This window comes from Methylocystis parvus OBBP, assembly GCF_027571405.1.
GTDB classification, from domain to species: Bacteria; Pseudomonadota; Alphaproteobacteria; order Rhizobiales; family Beijerinckiaceae; genus Methylocystis; species Methylocystis parva.
On the sequence record NZ_CP092968.1, the window covers coordinates 1,628,680 to 1,645,512 of the forward strand.

Annotated in this window: 13 protein-coding genes; 5 read left to right on the plus strand and 8 right to left on the minus strand. The window is 64.9% G+C overall.

Going from position 1 to position 16,833, the window contains the following annotated elements; genetic code table 11:
• Window positions 1–2: 2 nt before the first annotated feature.
• The 3 genes from rnc to MMG94_RS07985 all read right to left on the minus strand — a co-directional run bounded on the left by rnc (window position 3) and on the right by MMG94_RS07985 (window position 2,401).
• On the minus strand, window positions 3–692 hold the full coding sequence (rnc, locus tag MMG94_RS07975; RefSeq protein WP_016921522.1) for a ribonuclease III: 690 nt from the start codon (window positions 690–692) through the stop codon (window positions 3–5).
• A 6-nt stretch (window positions 693–698) separates the two neighbouring features.
• The gene (gene lepB, locus MMG94_RS07980) at window positions 699–1,469 is read right to left on the minus strand and encodes a signal peptidase I (protein WP_016921523.1); all 771 of its coding nucleotides are present in this window, start codon (window positions 1,467–1,469) and stop codon (window positions 699–701) included.
• A gap of 176 nt (window positions 1,470–1,645) precedes the next feature.
• A complete protein-coding gene (locus MMG94_RS07985) occupies window positions 1,646–2,401 on the minus strand; it encodes a pyridoxine 5'-phosphate synthase (RefSeq protein WP_016921524.1) in 756 nt (251 codons plus the stop codon).
• Between the two features lie 448 nt (window positions 2,402–2,849).
• On the opposite strand from MMG94_RS07985, the gene MMG94_RS07990 reads away from it, so the two are divergent.
• The gene (locus MMG94_RS07990; RefSeq protein WP_154419933.1) at window positions 2,850–3,500 is read left to right on the plus strand and encodes a hypothetical protein; all 651 of its coding nucleotides are present in this window, start codon (window positions 2,850–2,852) and stop codon (window positions 3,498–3,500) included.
• Between the two features lie 49 nt (window positions 3,501–3,549).
• Here MMG94_RS07990 and MMG94_RS07995 read toward each other — a convergent pair whose 3' ends face one another.
• Together MMG94_RS07995 and rpoZ are read right to left on the minus strand one after the other, a co-directional pair.
• Window positions 3,550–5,763, minus strand: a complete 2,214-nt coding sequence (locus tag MMG94_RS07995; RefSeq protein WP_016921527.1) for a RelA/SpoT family protein — start codon at window positions 5,761–5,763, stop codon at window positions 3,550–3,552.
• A gap of 143 nt (window positions 5,764–5,906) precedes the next feature.
• On the minus strand, window positions 5,907–6,293 hold the full coding sequence (rpoZ, locus tag MMG94_RS08000) for a DNA-directed RNA polymerase subunit omega (protein WP_016921528.1): 387 nt from the start codon (window positions 6,291–6,293) through the stop codon (window positions 5,907–5,909).
• A gap of 426 nt (window positions 6,294–6,719) precedes the next feature.
• Between rpoZ and MMG94_RS08005 the strand changes: the two genes are divergently transcribed.
• On the plus strand, window positions 6,720–7,334 hold the full coding sequence (locus MMG94_RS08005) for a LabA-like NYN domain-containing protein (protein WP_016921529.1): 615 nt from the start codon (window positions 6,720–6,722) through the stop codon (window positions 7,332–7,334).
• Window positions 7,335–7,659: 325 nt separating this feature from the next.
• Here MMG94_RS08005 and smpB read toward each other — a convergent pair whose 3' ends face one another.
• On the minus strand, window positions 7,660–8,136 hold the full coding sequence (gene smpB, locus MMG94_RS08010; RefSeq protein ID WP_016921531.1) for an SsrA-binding protein SmpB: 477 nt from the start codon (window positions 8,134–8,136) through the stop codon (window positions 7,660–7,662).
• Between the two features lie 9 nt (window positions 8,137–8,145).
• On the minus strand, window positions 8,146–9,039 hold the full coding sequence (dapA, locus tag MMG94_RS08015; RefSeq protein ID WP_016921532.1) for a 4-hydroxy-tetrahydrodipicolinate synthase: 894 nt from the start codon (window positions 9,037–9,039) through the stop codon (window positions 8,146–8,148).
• A 209-nt stretch (window positions 9,040–9,248) separates the two neighbouring features.
• On the opposite strand from dapA, the gene MMG94_RS08020 reads away from it, so the two are divergent.
• A complete protein-coding gene (locus tag MMG94_RS08020) occupies window positions 9,249–11,495 on the plus strand; it encodes a lytic transglycosylase domain-containing protein (protein ID WP_016921533.1) in 2,247 nt (748 codons plus the stop codon).
• A gap of 202 nt (window positions 11,496–11,697) precedes the next feature.
• On the opposite strand, the gene MMG94_RS08025 is transcribed toward MMG94_RS08020, so the two are convergent.
• Complete coding sequence (locus MMG94_RS08025) at window positions 11,698–12,546, minus strand: ATP-binding protein (protein ID WP_016921534.1); 849 nt, start codon at window positions 12,544–12,546, stop codon at window positions 11,698–11,700.
• Window positions 12,547–12,843: 297 nt separating this feature from the next.
• Between MMG94_RS08025 and MMG94_RS08030 the strand changes: the two genes are divergently transcribed.
• On the plus strand, window positions 12,844–15,828 hold the full coding sequence (locus MMG94_RS08030) for a bifunctional [glutamine synthetase] adenylyltransferase/[glutamine synthetase]-adenylyl-L-tyrosine phosphorylase (protein WP_016921535.1): 2,985 nt from the start codon (window positions 12,844–12,846) through the stop codon (window positions 15,826–15,828).
• Between the two features lie 88 nt (window positions 15,829–15,916).
• Window positions 15,917–16,792, plus strand: coding sequence for a peptidylprolyl isomerase (locus MMG94_RS08035; protein WP_016921536.1), 876 nt, complete (start codon window positions 15,917–15,919; stop codon window positions 16,790–16,792).
• Window positions 16,793–16,833 lie beyond the last annotated feature (41 nt).

Sequence of the window (16,833 nt, forward strand, 5' to 3'; positions counted from 1 at the left end):
GGTTACTCCGTCACTCCCTCCCGCGCCATGAAGGCCGCCGCCGCCGCCTGCTCCGCCGCGCGCTTGGAGCTCCCCGCCCCGACCGCCGGCTCGAAGCCTTCTATCTCCACCGCCAGCTCGAAGGACGGCGCATGGTCCGGGCCGCTGCGCGACGCCAGCCGATAGCGCGGCGGCGCGAGGCGGCGGGCCTGCGCCCATTCCTGCAGCGCCGTCTTGGCGTCGCGCAGGCTTCTTCCCGCCTCATGCATTTTCGGGCCGAAGGCGGCGCGCACGATCGCTTCGGCTGCGGCCGCGCCGCCGTCGAGAAAGGCCGCGCCGATGATCGCCTCGCAAATGTCGCCCAAAATCGCGCGCTTCTTGCGCCCGCCCGTCTGCGCCTCGCCCTCGCCCAGCCGGATGTATGGGCCGACGCCCCAAAGCTCGGCGACCTCGGCGCAGGTTTCCTTGCGCACCAGCGCCGCGAGCCGGCGGGAAAGTTCGCCCTCGCTGTCGTCGGGAAAGGCCTCGAAAAGCATATGCGCGACGGCGAGGCCGAGCACGCGGTCGCCGAGAAACTCCAGCCGCTCATATGAATCCGGCCGTTGCGCGGCCGCGCTGACATGGGTCAGCGCCCAGCGCAGCAGCGCCTTGTCCGCGAAATCGCGCCCGATGCGCGTCTCGAGCGCCGCGAGATCAGGCTTGCCCCGCGCCATTCAGGCTCAGTGCGCCGGCTTGAACAAGCGGTCCCAGCGCACGGACCAGGGCCAGCGCCAGAAAGCCAGCGCCGACTCGTCCTTCTTCACGGAGAAGAAGATGATCTCCGCGCGGCCGACGAGATTCACGAAGGGCACATAGCCGACGCCCCCCAGTTCCGGCGCGATGCGGGAGTCGGTCGAGTTGTCGCGATTGTCGCCCATCATGAAATAATGGTCCGGCGGCACGACGAAGAGCTCGGTATTGTCGTTGATGCCGTGATCGCCCTCGATCTCGATGATCGTATGCTCGACGCCCGGATGATCCTCGTCGCCCGGCAGCGTCTCCTTATAGGTCGCGACCGGAACTTCGTCCCCCTCGCGGTTTTCGGTGCGGGCCTTGGCGATGGGCTCGCGCGGCGCGACGACGCCGTTGATGTAGAGACGCCCCTCGATCATCTGAATGCGGTCGCCCGGCATGCCGATGACGCGCTTGATGTAATCGGTCTCGTTGTCGCGCGGGAGCTTGAAGACGATGACGTCGCCGCGCTTGGGCGGCGAGGCGAGCACGCGGCCTGAAAAGACATTCGGGCCGAAAGGCATGGAATAGTTCGAATAGCCATAGGCGTATTTCGAAACGAAGACGTAGTCGCCGATGAGCAGCGTCGGGATCATGGACCCCGAGGGGATGTTGAAGGGCTGAAACAGCAGCGTGCGGATGACGAGGGCGATGGCCAGAGCCTGGACGATGACCTTGATGGTCTCCAGAATCCCGCCTTCTTCTTGCTTTTGGGCCATCTGGACGTTCCTGCTCAAGCCGCATGCTCCTTGATGTTTCGGGCGGCGCGCGCCCGGCGCCCCGCTTAGCACGCCATTAACGCAATGAGAACTGCGGCGGGAATTTGGAGGCCCGCCCCGCCCCGCGCCTTTGGCGCGACCCTCCCCTCGCGGGAAGGGCGACGTCGCCGCCGAGCTTACCCCGCGCCCGCGCGCCCCTCCGCCATCGCCGCGCGCATCTGGCGGATCGCCTCCGCGAGCCCGACAAAGACGGCTTCGCCGACGAGGAAATGCCCGATATTGAGCTCCGTCACCTGCGGCAGGGCCGCGACCTGCCGCGCCGTGTCGTAATCGAGGCCGTGGCCGGCATGGACTTCGAGCCCCCGCTCGCCGGCGTAAGCCGCCGCCTTCTTCACGCGCTCGAATTCGCGCGCCGCCCGCGCCGCGTCGCCCACCTCGACGGCGTGGCACCAGGCGCCGGTATGCAGCTCCACGACCGGCGCCTTGATCGAGACGGCGGCGTCGATCGCCTCGGTCGAAGGCTCGATGAAGAGCGACACGCGGACGCCGCCGCGCGCGAGCTGGTCGGCGTAGGGCGCAAGCCAGTCGTGCTGGCCGACGACGTCGAGCCCGCCCTCGGTGGTGCGCTCGGTGCGCTTCTCGGGGACGAGGCAGACCGCATGCGGCGCCGTCGCCAGCGCAATGTCGAGCATCTGCTCCGTCGCCGCCATTTCGAAGTTCAAGGGCTTCGAGATCGACGCCTTGAGATGGGCCATGTCCGCATCGGTGATATGGCGGCGATCCTCGCGCAGATGCGCGGTGATCCCGTCGGCGCCCGCCTCGATGGCGAGGAGCGCCGCGCGGACAGGATCGGGACGCGGCCCGCCGCGCGCATTGCGGATCGTGGCGACGTGATCGACATTGACGCCGAGACGAAGAGGTCTGGTGCTCATGCCGCTTTCTTAGCGTAGCGGCGGCGCATTTGCCATTCCGGCCGGGAAGCCTTCAAGCCTCGCGGAGAGGCCAAGCCCCGCAGAGAACCGGGCCTCGCAGAGAGACATTGTCACGGAGCCTTGGCGCCCCTTACCGCTATCCATGGCGGCTGTGGCGACCGGCCCGCCGGTCGCAGAGAGGAGCCGCCCATGAATTACCGGTTCGCGATCATCATTCTCGGAGCCGCCTTGTTCGTCGCCGCGATGATCCCCTACGCCTACAAGCCCCGCTGCACGACCGCCGCTTGCACGCCCGAGCGCCCGTACTAGCCGGCTTCCGGCGGCGGCCGCGCCGCCGCCAAAATTTCGCGAACTGCGTGATATTAATGATTAATTCTCTCTTAAATTGAAAATCCATCCTCCAATTGCGAAGTTCTCCGAGATCATTTGCCGGATGGAGAACAAGCATATGAGAAGTCTTGTTGGAACAGCTTTACTGGCGCTTTGCGCCATCGACGGATCGGCCGCCCTCGCGGCGGATACGAATTGCAGCGCCTCGTCGCCCATCGCCAATGGCGCAAGCGTTACGGGCCGCGTCGTGGTGCCGGACGGCCAGACCTGCGACATCACCGGCGTGTCAGTGATCGGCGATGTTTTCGTCGGAAAACAAGCGACATTGAAGGTCCATGGCGGAACGGTCGCCGGCAATGTCGAAGCCAATCAATGCACCGAGGTCTTGCTGAGGGGCGAGGCGGCTCCGCTCCTCATCGGCGGCGACGTGCAAATTCGCGGATGCGCGGGACGGCTCGATTACGGCAGCCTTTGGGTGGCCGGCTTCATCGACGGCACGGCGGGCCGGGCGATGATTTCCGGCGACGTCGAATGCGTCGGCAATAAGGGTCTCTGCGCGGTTTACCGGGTGGATGTCGGCGGCAATGTGCGCGTCGACGACACGCTCGCCAATGGCAGCCCTTCGCAGAACACGTATTCGGCGAACCTCACAAATAATGTGATCGGCAAGAAGCTGGAATGCAACCGCAACAGCCCGAACCCCGTGACCTATGGCGCCAATGTCGCCGCGAGCGGCAAATTGGGCCAGTGCGCGGCGACGGGTTTCTAAATCACGGCGCGCCCGGACGGAAACGCCCGGGCGCGCCCTGAAGCGCCTGCTACCCGATCACACGCTCCACTTTGCTCACCAGCGGACTTGCGCGCAGTTTCGCGAGCACGTCAGTGAGGTGCTTCAGATCCGCGACTTCGAGATCGAACGTCATTTCGCGGAAGTCGGGCGAATGGGCGTTGAAGCTGATATTGTCGATATTGGCGCCGGTTTCGCCGATCAGCGTCGCGAGCGCGCCCAATGTGCCCGGCTCGTTGATGGCGGTGGCGACGATGCGCGAAGGAAAGAAGGCGCGCGCGTCCGGATCGATGTCCCACCGCACGTCGAGCCAGCGTTCGGGCTGATCGTCGAAGGCCGTGAGCGAGGGCGACTGGATCGGATAGATGGTGATGCCTTCGCCCGGCGTGAAAATGCCGACGATGCGGTCGCCCGGCACGGCGCCGCCGACGGGGGCGAAGCGCACCGGAGCGTCGCCGCGCAGGCCGCGAATGGGAATGGCGCCCGCATCGCCCTCGCCCGCCGCGCCCGGCGCCTTGAAGACGAGATTGGCGTTCGCCTTCACGCCGAACCAGCCCGGTTCGCCCGGGGCCGGCGGCGCCTGCGCGGCTTTGCGATCCTCGATGAAGTCCGGATAGACCGCTTTCACCACGTCGCCCGAATAGATTTCGCCGCGTCCGACCGCCGCCAAAACGTCGTCGATCGAGGGGCGCGCGAGACGCGTGAGCGCGGCCCGGAGCTTGTCGTCGGCATAGGCCCGCCCCGCCCGCTCGAAGGCGCGTTCGACGATCTGCCGCCCCAGCCCGGCATATTGCTGGCGCACGGCCTCGCGCGTCGCGCGGCGGATGGCTGCGCGCGCCTTGCCCGTCACCACTGCCGCCTCCCAGGCGGGCGGAGGGACATGACCGTCGGCGCGGATGATCTCCACTTCGTCGCCGTTCTGCAATTGCGAGAGCACCGGCGCGACCCGCCCGTTGATCTTGGCGCCGACCGCCGAGTCGCCGAGCTTGGTGTGAACGGCGTAAGCGAAATCGATCGGCGTGCCGCCGCGCGGCAGCGCGATGAGCCCGCCTTTGGGCGTGAAGCAGAAAACCTGATCCTGAAAGAGCTCCAGCCGCGTATGCTCGAGAAATTCTTCCGGACTGTCGCCATGGGCGAGGAGGTCGAGCGTCTCCTGCAACCAGCGATACGCCCGGCTTTCCTTGGCGAGCTCCTCGCGGCCCTCATCGCCCGTCGCGTCCTTGTAGAGCGCGTGCGCGGCGATGCCGAAGCGCGCGATCTCGTGCATTTCCGGGGTTCGGATCTGCAGTTCGACGCGCTGATGGCCCGGGCCGATCACCGTGGTGTGGATCGAGCGGTAATCATTCTGCTTGGGCGTCGAAATGTAATCCTTGAACCGGCCCGGCACGTTCGGCCATTTTGAATGGATGACGCCGAGCGCGCGGTAGCAGTCTTCCAGCGTTCCGACGATGATGCGAAAGCCGAAAATGTCGGACAATTGCTCGAAGGAGATCGATTTGCGCTCCATCTTGCGCCAGACCGAATAGGCCGTTTTCTGCCGGCCGGTGACCGCCGCCTCTATGCCGCGCTCGGAAAATTCGCGCGCCAGCTCGTCTTCGATGCGTTTGATGATGCGGCCGTTCTTGGCGCGCAACTCGTGCAGCCGCTGCTCGATCGCCTGATGCGCCTCGGGCATCAGGTGGCGGAAGGCGAGGCCCTCCAGCTCCTCGCGCAGCCGCTGCATGCCCATACGGCCGGCAAGCGGCGCGTAAATGTCGAGCGTCTCCTGCGAGATGCGGGCGCGCTTGTCCTGCGGCACGAAATGCAGCGTGCGCATATTGTGCAGGCGGTCGGCGAGCTTGACGAGCAGCACGCGAACGTCGTCGGCGACGGCGAGCAGTAGCTTGCGGAAATTCTCGCCCTGCCGCGCCTGCTTGGAGACGAGATCGAGCTTCTCGATCTTGGTGAGGCCGTCGACGAGCTTGCCGATCTGCTCGCCGAAAAGCCGGTCGATCTCCTCCCGCGTCGTCTCTGTGTCTTCGATCGTGTCGTGCAGCACCGCCGCGACGATGGTCGCGTCGTCGAGTTTGAGATCGGTGAGGATCGCCGCGACTTCGAGCGGATGGGAGAAATAGGGGTCGCCGGATGCGCGCGTCTGCTGCCCGTGCGCCTTCATGGCGTAGACATAGGCGCGGTTGAGCAAATCCTCGTCGACGTTCGGATTGTATTTCCGAACCCGCTCGACGAGTTCATATTGACGCATCATGCGCGAAAGCCAAGGCGGTACAAGGCGGCCGACAGGTCGCCCGCAAGCGGGCGGCGACCGTCCAGCCGCTGAAATCGAGCGGGGAGTGTAGCGCAGCTTCGCCGCCGTCTCCAGCGGAAGACGGCGGATTTCGCGGGCGGCCCTTACTCGCCGTCTTCCTCGACTTCCGCCGGCGGAACGAGACCTTCGAGCCCGCGCAGAAGGTCCTCTTCGGTCATGCGGTCGAATTGCTGGTCGCTGTCGAAATCGCCGCCGACGGCGGGCGTCAGAGCCGGCGCGGCCTCCGCCTCAGGCTCGTCGACCTCGACGTGGCGCTGCAGGGAATGAATGAAGTCTTCCGACAAATCTTCAGGCGAAAGCGCCGTCTCGGCGATCTCGCGCAGCGCCACGACGGGGTTCTTGTCGCGGTCGCGGTCGACCAGAATCGGCTGGCCGGAAGAGATCAGCCGCGCGCGATGCGCCGCCAGCAGAACCAGATCGAAGCGATTCTCGATCTTGTCGATGCAATCTTCGACGGTGACGCGCGCCATCTTTTACGGCTCCTGCTTGAAACGGGGGAAAGCGGCTGCTACACTAAGTCACAAGTTTATTCAATGGCCTCTATCGGTCTTTTTGCCCTCCCGAAGGCCCGGAAGGCCGCCGGTCAAGCGAGCTTTTTGGATTTTTGGCAATGTTTTATGCATTAAACTCGATAGATGGTCTTGACCTCGCGACTTATAGGCGCAATTTATCGCTCAGACGCTTCGGCGTTCCGGTTTCGAAAGTCGCGATTGCCTTACTTCCGGGTTGCAGCGGCGTTGAAGGCATCTCGCCGAGATTTAGAGACGGGGCCAGGAGCCGAGCAGGTAGCAACATATTTTGCGCCGGCGCTCATACAACCCAAAGCCGTCGATGGCGGATAAACGACGGTAGCCTGACGGGAACGTCACAACACACAACCCAGACGCGAGAAAAAAATGGCAGATATCGAACGAATTGCGTTATTCATTGACGGCGCAAACCTTTACGCGACCGCCAAATCGCTGGGATTCGATATTGACTATAAACGTCTGCTACGCGAATTCCAGGGCAAGGGACGTCTGATCCGCGCTTTTTACTATACGGCGCTGATCGAGGATCAGGAATATTCCTCGATCCGTCCCCTGATCGACTGGCTCGACTATAATGGCTACGCCGTCGTGACCAAGCCGACGAAGGAGTTCGTCGATTCGCTTGGCCGCCGCAAGGTCAAGGGCAATATGGACATCGAGCTCGCGGTCGACGCGATGGAGATGGCCGAGCATATCGACCACATGGTGCTGTTCTCCGGCGACGGCGACTTCCGCTCGCTGGTGGAGGCCGTGCAGCGCAAGGGCGTGCGCGTTTCAGTGATCTCGACGATCACGACGCAGCCGCCGATGATCGCCGACGAACTGCGCCGCCAGGCGGACGAGTTCATCGACCTCATTCACCTCGTCAGCAAGATCGGCCGCGATCCGGGCGAGCGCGCCGCGCGCATGGAGCGCTATCAGGAGCGCCCCCGCCAGATGGCCGCTCCGGCGCCGGCCGGCCATGAGGACGAGGAAGAGTAAGCGCGCGACATACGCGTTTAACGGCCGGAGGAACCCTCCGGCCTTTTTTCTTTGAAGATGCGCGCCTGAGAAAATAACGAGGCTGGATGACGTCGCGGCGACGCTTCCAAATGGTTTTCACCACGCGCGACTGACGAGCTTATGCGTCGATTACATACGCCGCGAGGCGCGTCTTCGCCTCGAAATCCGGATTGGCGGGCGGACGATCAAGCCGCCGGCGACGGCGGATTGCTTCGCAGCCTGGATTTTCTTGCACGATGCGAATGCGTTCATCTTCGTCGCGGCGCGCGAAGCGCGCCTCGCATGACTCGACATGCGCGCGTAATCAGCCCTTATCGCGCATGAGCCGACCCTTTTCGCGGCTCCAGTCGCGCTTCTTCTCGACTTCGCGCTTGTCGTGGATCTTCTTGCCCTTGGCGAGGGCGATTTGCAGCTTCGCCCTGCCCTTTTCGTTGAAATAGAGTTTGAGCGGCACGATCGTCATGCCCTCGCGCTCCACCGCCTGAGAGAGCTTGGCGAGTTCGCGCGACTTCAAGAGCAGCTTGCGCGGCCTTTTGGGCTCGTGATTGAAGCGATTGCCGGCGAGATATTCGGGGATGTTGGCGTTGACGAGCCACGCCTCGCCATGCCTGTCGACATGGGCGTAGCTCTCGGCGATCGTCGCCTTGCCGGTGCGCAGCGACTTCACCTCCGTGCCGGTCAAAGCAAGGCCGGCCTCGAAGGTTTCGCCCACCTCATAGTGGAAGCGCGCCTTGCGGTTGTCGGCGACGACCTTGAAATTAGGCTCCTGCTTCGCGGCCACGGATTACCTTCAGGCCGGAAGCACGCCGGCGTGGATCATCGCGGCGCGGATGCGGTCTTTCGTCGGCTGCGTCGAGGGAACGAGCGGCAGACGCACTTCCTCGCGCACCTTGCCGAGCAGCGACAGGCCATATTTGGCGCCGGTCACGCCCGCCTCGAGGAAGGTCGCGACATGCAGCGGCACGAGCTTGTCCTGGATCTCCAGCGCCCTGGCGTAGTCGCCCGAAAGGCAGGCGTTCTGCAGATCGGCGCAAAGGCGCGGCGCGATATTCGAGACGACGGAGATGCAGCCATGGGCGCCGGCGGCCATACAGGAAAGCGCCGTGAGATCGTCGCCGGAAAGCTGGATGAATTCCGGCCCCATCGCCTCGCGCTGCAGGGAGATGCGGCCAATATTGCCGGTCGCGTCCTTCACGCCGACAATGTTCTTGAGCTCGGAGAGGCGCTTCATCGTGTCGACGCTCATATCGATCACGGAGCGCGGGGGAATGTTGTAGATGACGATCGGAATGGAGACCGCGTCGTTGATCGCCTTGAAATGCAGATAAAGCCCTTCCTGATTGGGCTTGTTGTAATAGGGCGTGACGATCAGCAGCCCGTCGGCCCCGGCGCGCTCGGCATGGCCTGCAATGGCGATCGCCTCGCGCGTATTGTTGGAGCCGGCGCCTGCGATGACCGGCACGCGGCCCTTGGCGGCGCGGACGGTCTCGGTGATGACGCGGCCATGCTCCTCATGGGAGAGCGTCGGGCTTTCACCCGTCGTGCCGACCGGCACCAGCCCATGCGCGCCCTGCTCGATCTGCCAGTCGATCAGCGCGCGAAGCGCCTCGAAATCGACCTCTCCATTGGCGAAAGGCGTGACCAGTGCGGTGATCGACCCGTGAAAAATCGGCTTTGTGCTCATAGAATCAGGAACTTCCCCGCGCCTCACAGCCGCCGTATTCGCGCCCGTATCATGGAAGCGTCTTTCATAGCCGCTGGGCGCTTGCGAGAAAAGCCCCACCTAAGCGCCTTGGAGCTTGTATCCACCTGTCCGGCCGCGGCGGCGCCTTTGGTTGACGATTCGTAAACGAATAGAGAGCAGCCTCTGCGCAACGACGGGACAAGAAACCGATGATGTTGCCGAAACGCGTTTCCATCCGCCTCAACCTGCTGGCGACGGCCACGGCTCTGGCGCTCGTCATCCCGGCCTTTACCGGCTTTGGCACGGTGGGCGACGGCGAGGCCAGACGCGATCACGTCGCGCGCTGGGTTCCGCACATGCCCTTCAGCCTCGGCGCATGGCGCACGCGCGTCGGCAATCTCGAAGAGGCGGTGCGCGGATTTGTCACTGGCGAGCCGCCCCATACGGAAGCGGCGCATCCGGTTCAGGCGTCCCTTTTCGCGCCGGAGGACGGCGCGACCCCGCTCGCCAATTACGCGCCCCCGGAAGGCTGGCTGCGCGGAACGACGAGCGCCGCGCCCGACGCCGTCAAGCTCTTGGGCGACGATTCCGAAGCCTTCTATCTGGCGCTGACGGCGTACAAGAATGCGGACTTTGCGGCCGGCGACGCCGCCTCAGCCAATCTCCATGCGGGCCTCTCCGACGCCGCGGCGCATTGGGCGGGCTTGAAGCTTCATCCCCGTGAAGCCGGCTTCAAGCGGCTGTCCGCCTTTCTCGAACAGCATCCGGACTGGCCGGCCGCCGAGTGGCTGCGCAAGCGCGCGGAGGAATCCCTTGTCGGCGAGCGCCAGCCCGACAAGGTCGTGCAGGCCTGGTTCGAGGATGCGCCGCCGGCGACGCCTTACGGAAAATATGCGCTGGCGAAGGCCCTGGCGCGCGAAGGCGATTTCGACACGGCGGCCTTTTACGCGCGGGATGCGTGGCGCGAGGACGATCTTCCGCAGAGCTTCGAGAACCAGTTCCTCAAGGAGCTGGGAGAGCTGCTCACGGTCCAGGACCACAAATACCGCGCCGACCGCATGTTTTACGCCGGCAAGAACGGCCCGGCGCTGCGCGCGGCGGAGCTCGCCGGCAAGGACGTCGTTCTGCTCGCCCGCGCGCGCCTCGGCGGCGACAAGCCCGCCGCAGCCCTCCCGCCGGCTTTGCAGAACGACCCGACTCTCTTGTTCTCCCGCGTCCGCGCGCTGAACAGCGCCAAGAAGTTCGCCGAGGCCGGCGCGCTTCTGCGCAAGGCGCCGACCGATCCCGCAAAGGCCGTCGACGGCGACGCCTGGTGGATGGAGCGCCGCCAGACTTCCCGCAAGCTTCTCGATATTGGCGACGCCGATACGGCCTATGTCGTCGCCTCTCAGCACGCCGCGCGTTCGACCAGCAACAAGGTCGAGGCCGAATTTCAGGCGGGCTGGATCGCCCTGCGCTTCCTCGACGATCCCGCGCGCGCCGCGCGTCACTTTGCGAAACTCGATCAGGTCGCCGAGACGCCGCTGCAAAAATCCCGCGCGCTATACTGGCGCGGCCGGGCGGCGGAGGCCCTCGACGCGCCGGAAGACGATATCCGCGCGCGCGACTTCTATCGTCGGGCCGCCGCTCATTCGACGACCTTCTACGGCCAGCTCGCCAGCGCCAAGCTCGGCGCCGAGGACCGTCCCCTGCGACCCGCGCCCGCGACGGCGAAAGCCGAGGAGCGCCATGAGGCGGTGCGGGTCGTGGAGCTGCTGCTCGCGACGGGCGACAAGGAAGTGGCCGCGCCGCTCGCCCTCGACGCCGCCAAGAATATGACGGAGGCGAAGCAGGTTGCGGCGCTGGGCCAAGTGATTGCGAGTCAGCGCGACGCCAAGCTCTCTCTTGTCTTCGGCAAGAGCGCCTCCTATCGCGGCGTGCCGCTGGACGACGTGGCCTTCCCCTCCTACGGCATTCCGGATTTCGAGGCGCTGCCGAACTCCGCGTCGCGCTCGGTCGTCTACGCCATTGCGCGGCAGGAAAGCGCCTTCGATCCCAAAGCCGTTTCTTCGGCCGGCGCCATGGGGCTGATGCAGATGATCGCCTCGACCGCGCGCCACACCGCCTATCAGCACGGCGTCGCCTTTGATCTGTCGCGCATGCTCAGCGAGCCCTCCTTCAACGCGAAGCTGGGGGCGGCGCATCTCGGCATTCTGCTCGGCGAATATCGGGGCGCCTATCTCCTCACCTTCGCGGCCTATAACGCCGGCGGCGGCCGCGTGAAACAATGGATGGACGCCTATGGCGATCCACGCAAGGCCAGTGTCGATCCGATCGACTGGGTCGAGCGCATTCCCATCGCCGAGACGCGCAACTATGTGCAGCGCGTGATGGAGAATTTCGTCGTTTATCGCGCGAAGTTCGGCGACACGGAGACGCGCGCGCCGCAGGTCGAAATGGCGCATGCGGGGTTGTGACGAGGGAAAGGGCTGAAGCGCGTTTCCCTCACATGTCGCTATAGCTCCAAGGCGGCCTCGTCCTTCGAGACGCGAGCTTCGCTCGCTCCTCAGGATGAGGCCTAAGTATTTGACGCAGAAGAAAAAGCCCCTCATGCTGAGGAGCCCGCGAAGCGGGCGTCTCGAAGCACGAGGGGCGTCAGCGCCACTTTGTATCTGAGCGTTAAAGCCCCTTCCCCAGCCGCCCCGCCAGATCCGTCACGAATTGCCAGGCGACGCGGCCGGAGCGGGCGCCGCGCGTCATCGACCATTCGAGCGCCTGGGCGCGTATCTCCGCCTCGGGCGCGTCCAGCCCGAAATGGCGGGCATAGCCGAAGACCATTGCGAGATAGTCGTCCTGGCTGCAATTGTGGAAGCCGATCCACAGGCCGAAGCGGTCGGAAAGCGAGACTTTCTCCTCCACTGCCTCCTTGCCGTGAATGGCGCCGGCGCTCTCATTCTCGATCATGTCGCGCGGCATGAGATGACGGCGGTTCGACGTCGCGTAGAACAGCACATTTTTCGGCCGTCCCTCGACGCCGCCTTCCAGCGCGGTCTTCAGCGCCTTGTAGCTCGTCTCCGGCCCGTCGAAGGAGAGATCGTCGCAAAAGACGATGAACTGAAAAGGCTGGCCCGAAAGCGCGCCTAAGAGATCGGGCAGCGCCTCGATGTCTTCGCGGTGGATTTCGACAAGCTTGAGCCGCCCCTCGCCTGCAAGCGCGCCATGCACGGCCTTGACCAGCGAGGATTTGCCCATGCCGCGCGCGCCCCAGAGCAGCGCATTGTTGGCCGGCAGCCCTTCGGCGAAGCGCGCCGTGTTGGAGAAGAGGATGTCGCGCTGGAGGTTTATGCCTTCCAGCAGCGGGAGATCGACGCGATTGACCTTGGCGACTGGATGAAACGCCGATCCCGCCGCGCGCCAGACGAAAGCCTCGGCGGCGGAAAAATCCGGCGCTGGCGGCGCGGGCGGCGCGAGGCGCTCAAGCGCCTCGGCGATGCGGGCAAGATGAGCGGCGAGTTCCTTTTTCGACATGAGGCATCCTGACGGCTGGGGCTGATTTGCGGGGATAGCGGGATCGTCGCAAAGCGCAAGGCAAAGATTGTCGTTGTGGCGTCGCCCCCTACCCTCCCCGCCGCTCCACGGGGAAGGGAAAAGCGGCGCCGTTCGGGATCACACTCAAGCAACAGTAAGCGTATCCATCGAGAGCCGCGTCCCTCCCCCCACGAAGTGGCGGGGAGGGATTGAGGGTGGGGGGTGGTTCAGCCACATGCGCGCTTGCATTATACCGGGCGCCAGGCCGCGTGAGACGGCCAAGACGAGGACACGCCTTTGACGCTCGACGCCAACGCCCTCATCGCGAGAGCGAAAGTCATCATCGTTTCCGCCGACGCCGAGAAAGCCCGGAAGGCGCTCGATCGCGTGCTCGAAAAAGACGCCACGGACGCCCTCGCGGCTTTCCTCGCGGAACATCCCAAGGCGCGCGAGCTGCTTTTCGGCGTTTTCGGCTCCTCGCTTTATCTCACTGATCTCGCCGCGCGGAATCCGGCGCGGCTCGCTCAGGCGCTCGGCGCCGATCCGCAAGCGCGCATCGACGCGCTGATCGCTGAAGCGAAGGCGGTCGAAACGGACGACGAAGCCGATCTCATGCGGCGGCTGCGTCTCGTCAAGCAGGAGGCGGCGCTCGTTATCGCGCTCGCCGATCTCTCCAAGGCCTGGGACATGCTGCAAGCGACGGAGGCGCTCACCCGCATTGCAGACGCGACCCTCTCCGCCGCCATCCGCTTCACGCTGCGCCAGGCCCAGCACGCGGGAAAGCTCGAACTTGCGGATCAGCGCGATCCCGAGCGCGGCTCGGGCTGGATTTTTCTGGGCATGGGCAAGGGCGGCGCCTATGAGCTGAATTACTCTTCCGACATCGATCTGATCGTTTTCTTCGACCGCGCCCGCGCCCGCGTCGTCGACCGGCTGGAAGACGTCGATCTTTTCGTGAAGCTCACAAAGCGCATCGTGAAGATCATGAGCGACCGCACGGCCGACGGCTATGTGTTCCGCACCGATCTGCGCCTGCGCCCCGATCCCGGCGCGACGCCCATCGCCATCCCGCTCGAGGCGGCGCTCTCTTATTACGAGAGCATGGGCCAGAACTGGGAGCGCGCCGCCTACATCAAGGCGCGGCCGGTCGCGGGCGATATTTATGCGGGAGAGGAATTTCTGAAAGAGCTGGCGCCCTTCGTGTGGCGCAAATATTTCGACTTCGCCGCGATCGCCGACGTGCATTCGATCAAGCGCCAGATTCACGCCCATAAGGGTCATGGCAAGATCGCCGTCCTGGGCCACAATATCAAACTGGGCCGCGGCGGCATCCGGGAGATCGAATTCTTCACGCAGACGCAGCAGCTCATCACGGGCGGACGCGACAAGCGCCTGCGCGGGCGCGCGACGCTGCCCATGCTCGACCAGCTTGTCGAGAGCGGCTGGGTGGAGCCGAAGGCGCGGGACGATCTCGCCGAGGCCTATCTCTTCCTGCGCGACGTCGAACATCGCATCCAGATGGTCGCCGACGAACAGAAACACACGCTGCCCGATACGAGGGAAGGCGTCGAAAACATCGCCCGCATGATGGGCTTTGGCGGCTATGACGACTTCGCCGAAGCGCTTTTGAGGCGGCTCGACATCGTGCAGGGCCATTACGCCCGCCTCTTCGAAAGCGCGCCGGAATTGTCTTCGACAGGCGGAAATCTCGTCTTCACCGGCGATGACGACGATCCCGGCACGATCGAAACATTGGCGGGCATGGGCTACAAAGACCCGAAAATGGTGACCGCGACGATCCGCGGCTGGCATTTCGGCCGCTACGCCGCGACGCGCTCGACCGTGGCGCGCGAGCGTCTCACCGAGCTCACGCCCGCCCTGCTGGAAGCGCTCGCCGCGACCGATAACGCCGATCAGGCCTTCCTCGCCTTCGACAAGCTCATCCAGAAATTGCCGGCCGGCGTGCAGCTCTTTTCGCTTCTCGTCTCGCAGCCGCGCCTGCTCGGGCTTCTGGCGGCCATCACCGGCGCGGCGCCGAAGCTCTCCGCCACCATCTCGAAACGGCCGCATGTGCTCGACGCGCTGATGGAGCCCGCCTTTTTCCAGACCGTGCCGAGCGCGGAGGATCTGCGCGCGCGCCTCGCCACGCAATTCGCCGAGGCGCGCTCCTATGAAGACATGCTCGACCGCGCGCGCATTTTCGGTCAGGAGCAGAAATTTCTCGTCGGCGTGCGCGTGCTCACCGGCACCGTCTCCGTGGCTGAGGCAGGGGTCGCCTATACGCGCCTCGCCGAGACGCTGATCGCCGCTTTGTTCGAGGAGGTCAGCCGCGAATTCGAAAGAATTCACGGACGCATCGAGGGCGGCGCGGCGGCGGTCGTCGCCATGGGCAAGCTGGGGGGGCGCGAGATGACCGCGGCCTCCGATCTCGACCTCATGCTTCTTTACGACGCCGATCCGATGGCCGAATCCGCCGGCGGCGAACGGTCTTTGTCGACCGCGAATTACTATTCCCGCCTCACGCAGCGGCTCATTACGGCGCTGTCGGCGCCTACGGCCGAGGGCCTGCTCTATGAGACCGATTTCCGCCTTCGCCCCTCCGGCAATAAGGGCCCCATCGCGTCGAGCCTGAAATCCTTCGAGCTTTATCAGGCCGACGAGGCCTGGACATGGGAGCATATGGCGTTGACCCGCGCGCGCGTCATCGCGGCGCCAGCCGAATTCAAAGGCCGCGTCGCGGCCGCGATCCGGACGGCGATGATGTTGCCGAGGAGCCCTGAAAAGCTGAAGACCGACATTCTCGCCATGCGGCGGCTGATCGAGAAGGAAAAAGGCTCGGCCAATCCCTGGGAGGTGAAGCAGGTCGCCGGCGGGCTGATCGACATCGAATTTCTTGCCCAATATCTGATGCTGCTCCATGGCGGCGCGCATCCCGAGATCTATTCGACGACCACGCCAGACGCGCTGGAAAGGCTGCGCGGCGCCGGCCTGCTCGACTCAGGCGCCGCGGAGGCCCTGCTCAACGCCTATCGTCTCTATCAGGGCCTCATGCAGCTTCTGCGGCTCGCCATAGACGGCGCCTTCAATCCCAGGGAGGCGCCGCGCGGCCTCGCCGAGCTTCTGTTGCGCGTCGGCGACTCGCCCGATCTCTCCCATCTCGAAGCGCTGCTGACCGAGACCGAGAAAAGGACCCGCGAGGTCTTCGTCGCGGTCGTCGGACCCGTCAAAGGCGCGGAATTATCGGGCGGCAGGGAGTTGTCAGAAAGGCCGCCACCGGCATAGATACGCCCCATTCGTCACGCAGGAACCTTTCGCGCCGGCCGTGGCGGCGGTTATCCGGGGCGGTTCGCCTCTTTCTCTGGAGCATATCATGTCCAATGCCCGCAACTATGCGCGTTTTCTGACCCGCGCGGCGCTCGGGGCGGTCGGCCTCCTCGCTTTGTCGGCGGCCCTCCCCGCGCAGGCGAAGGTTCTCGCCAAGGTGAACGGCGTCGAGATCACCGACGAAGATTTGAAAATCGCCACGGAAGATCTGGGACCGGGCGTGCCGCGCCAGCTCGAGGGCAAGGCGCGCGAGAGCTATATTCTCGACTTCCTCATCGACGAGCAGCTCGTCGTGCAGAAGGCTCAGGCCGACAAGCTCGCCGAAACGCCGGATTTCGCCAAGAAAATGGCCTATCTGCGCGACAAGGCGCTGATGGAGGTTCTGCTCGGCAACGTCGCCAAAGCGGCGGCCACCGACGCCGCCATCAAGGCGACCTATGAAGAGGCCGCCAAGAACCAGAAGCCCGAAACCGAATATCACGCCCATCACATTCTCGTGCCGACCGAAGAAGAGGCCAAGAAGGCGCTGACGCGCGTGAAGGGCGGCGAAGATTTCGCCAAGGTCGCCGGAGAAGTGTCGAAGGACCCGGGCTCCAAGGGCGGCGATCTCGGCTGGTTCACCAAGGACCGCATGGTGCCGGAATTCGGCGAGGCGGCCTCCAAGCTGAAACCGGGCGAGCTCTCCGAGCCGGTGAAGACGCAATTCGGCTGGCATATCATCAAGCTGGACGAGACCCGCCCGAAGACCTTCCCGCCGCTGGATCAGGTCAAGGATCAGGTCGCCCGCTACGTCGTGCAGAAAGCTCAGAGCGAACTGGTTCTGAAGCTGCGCGAGGGCTCGAAGATCGAGCGCGCGGACCAGCCGGCGGAAGGGGCGAAGGACGCCAAACCGGCGGCGGCGAAGCCCGCGGAAAAGAAGTAAGGAAAAGCTGCGGCGCGCCTCTCCGGCGCGCCGTATTTCTT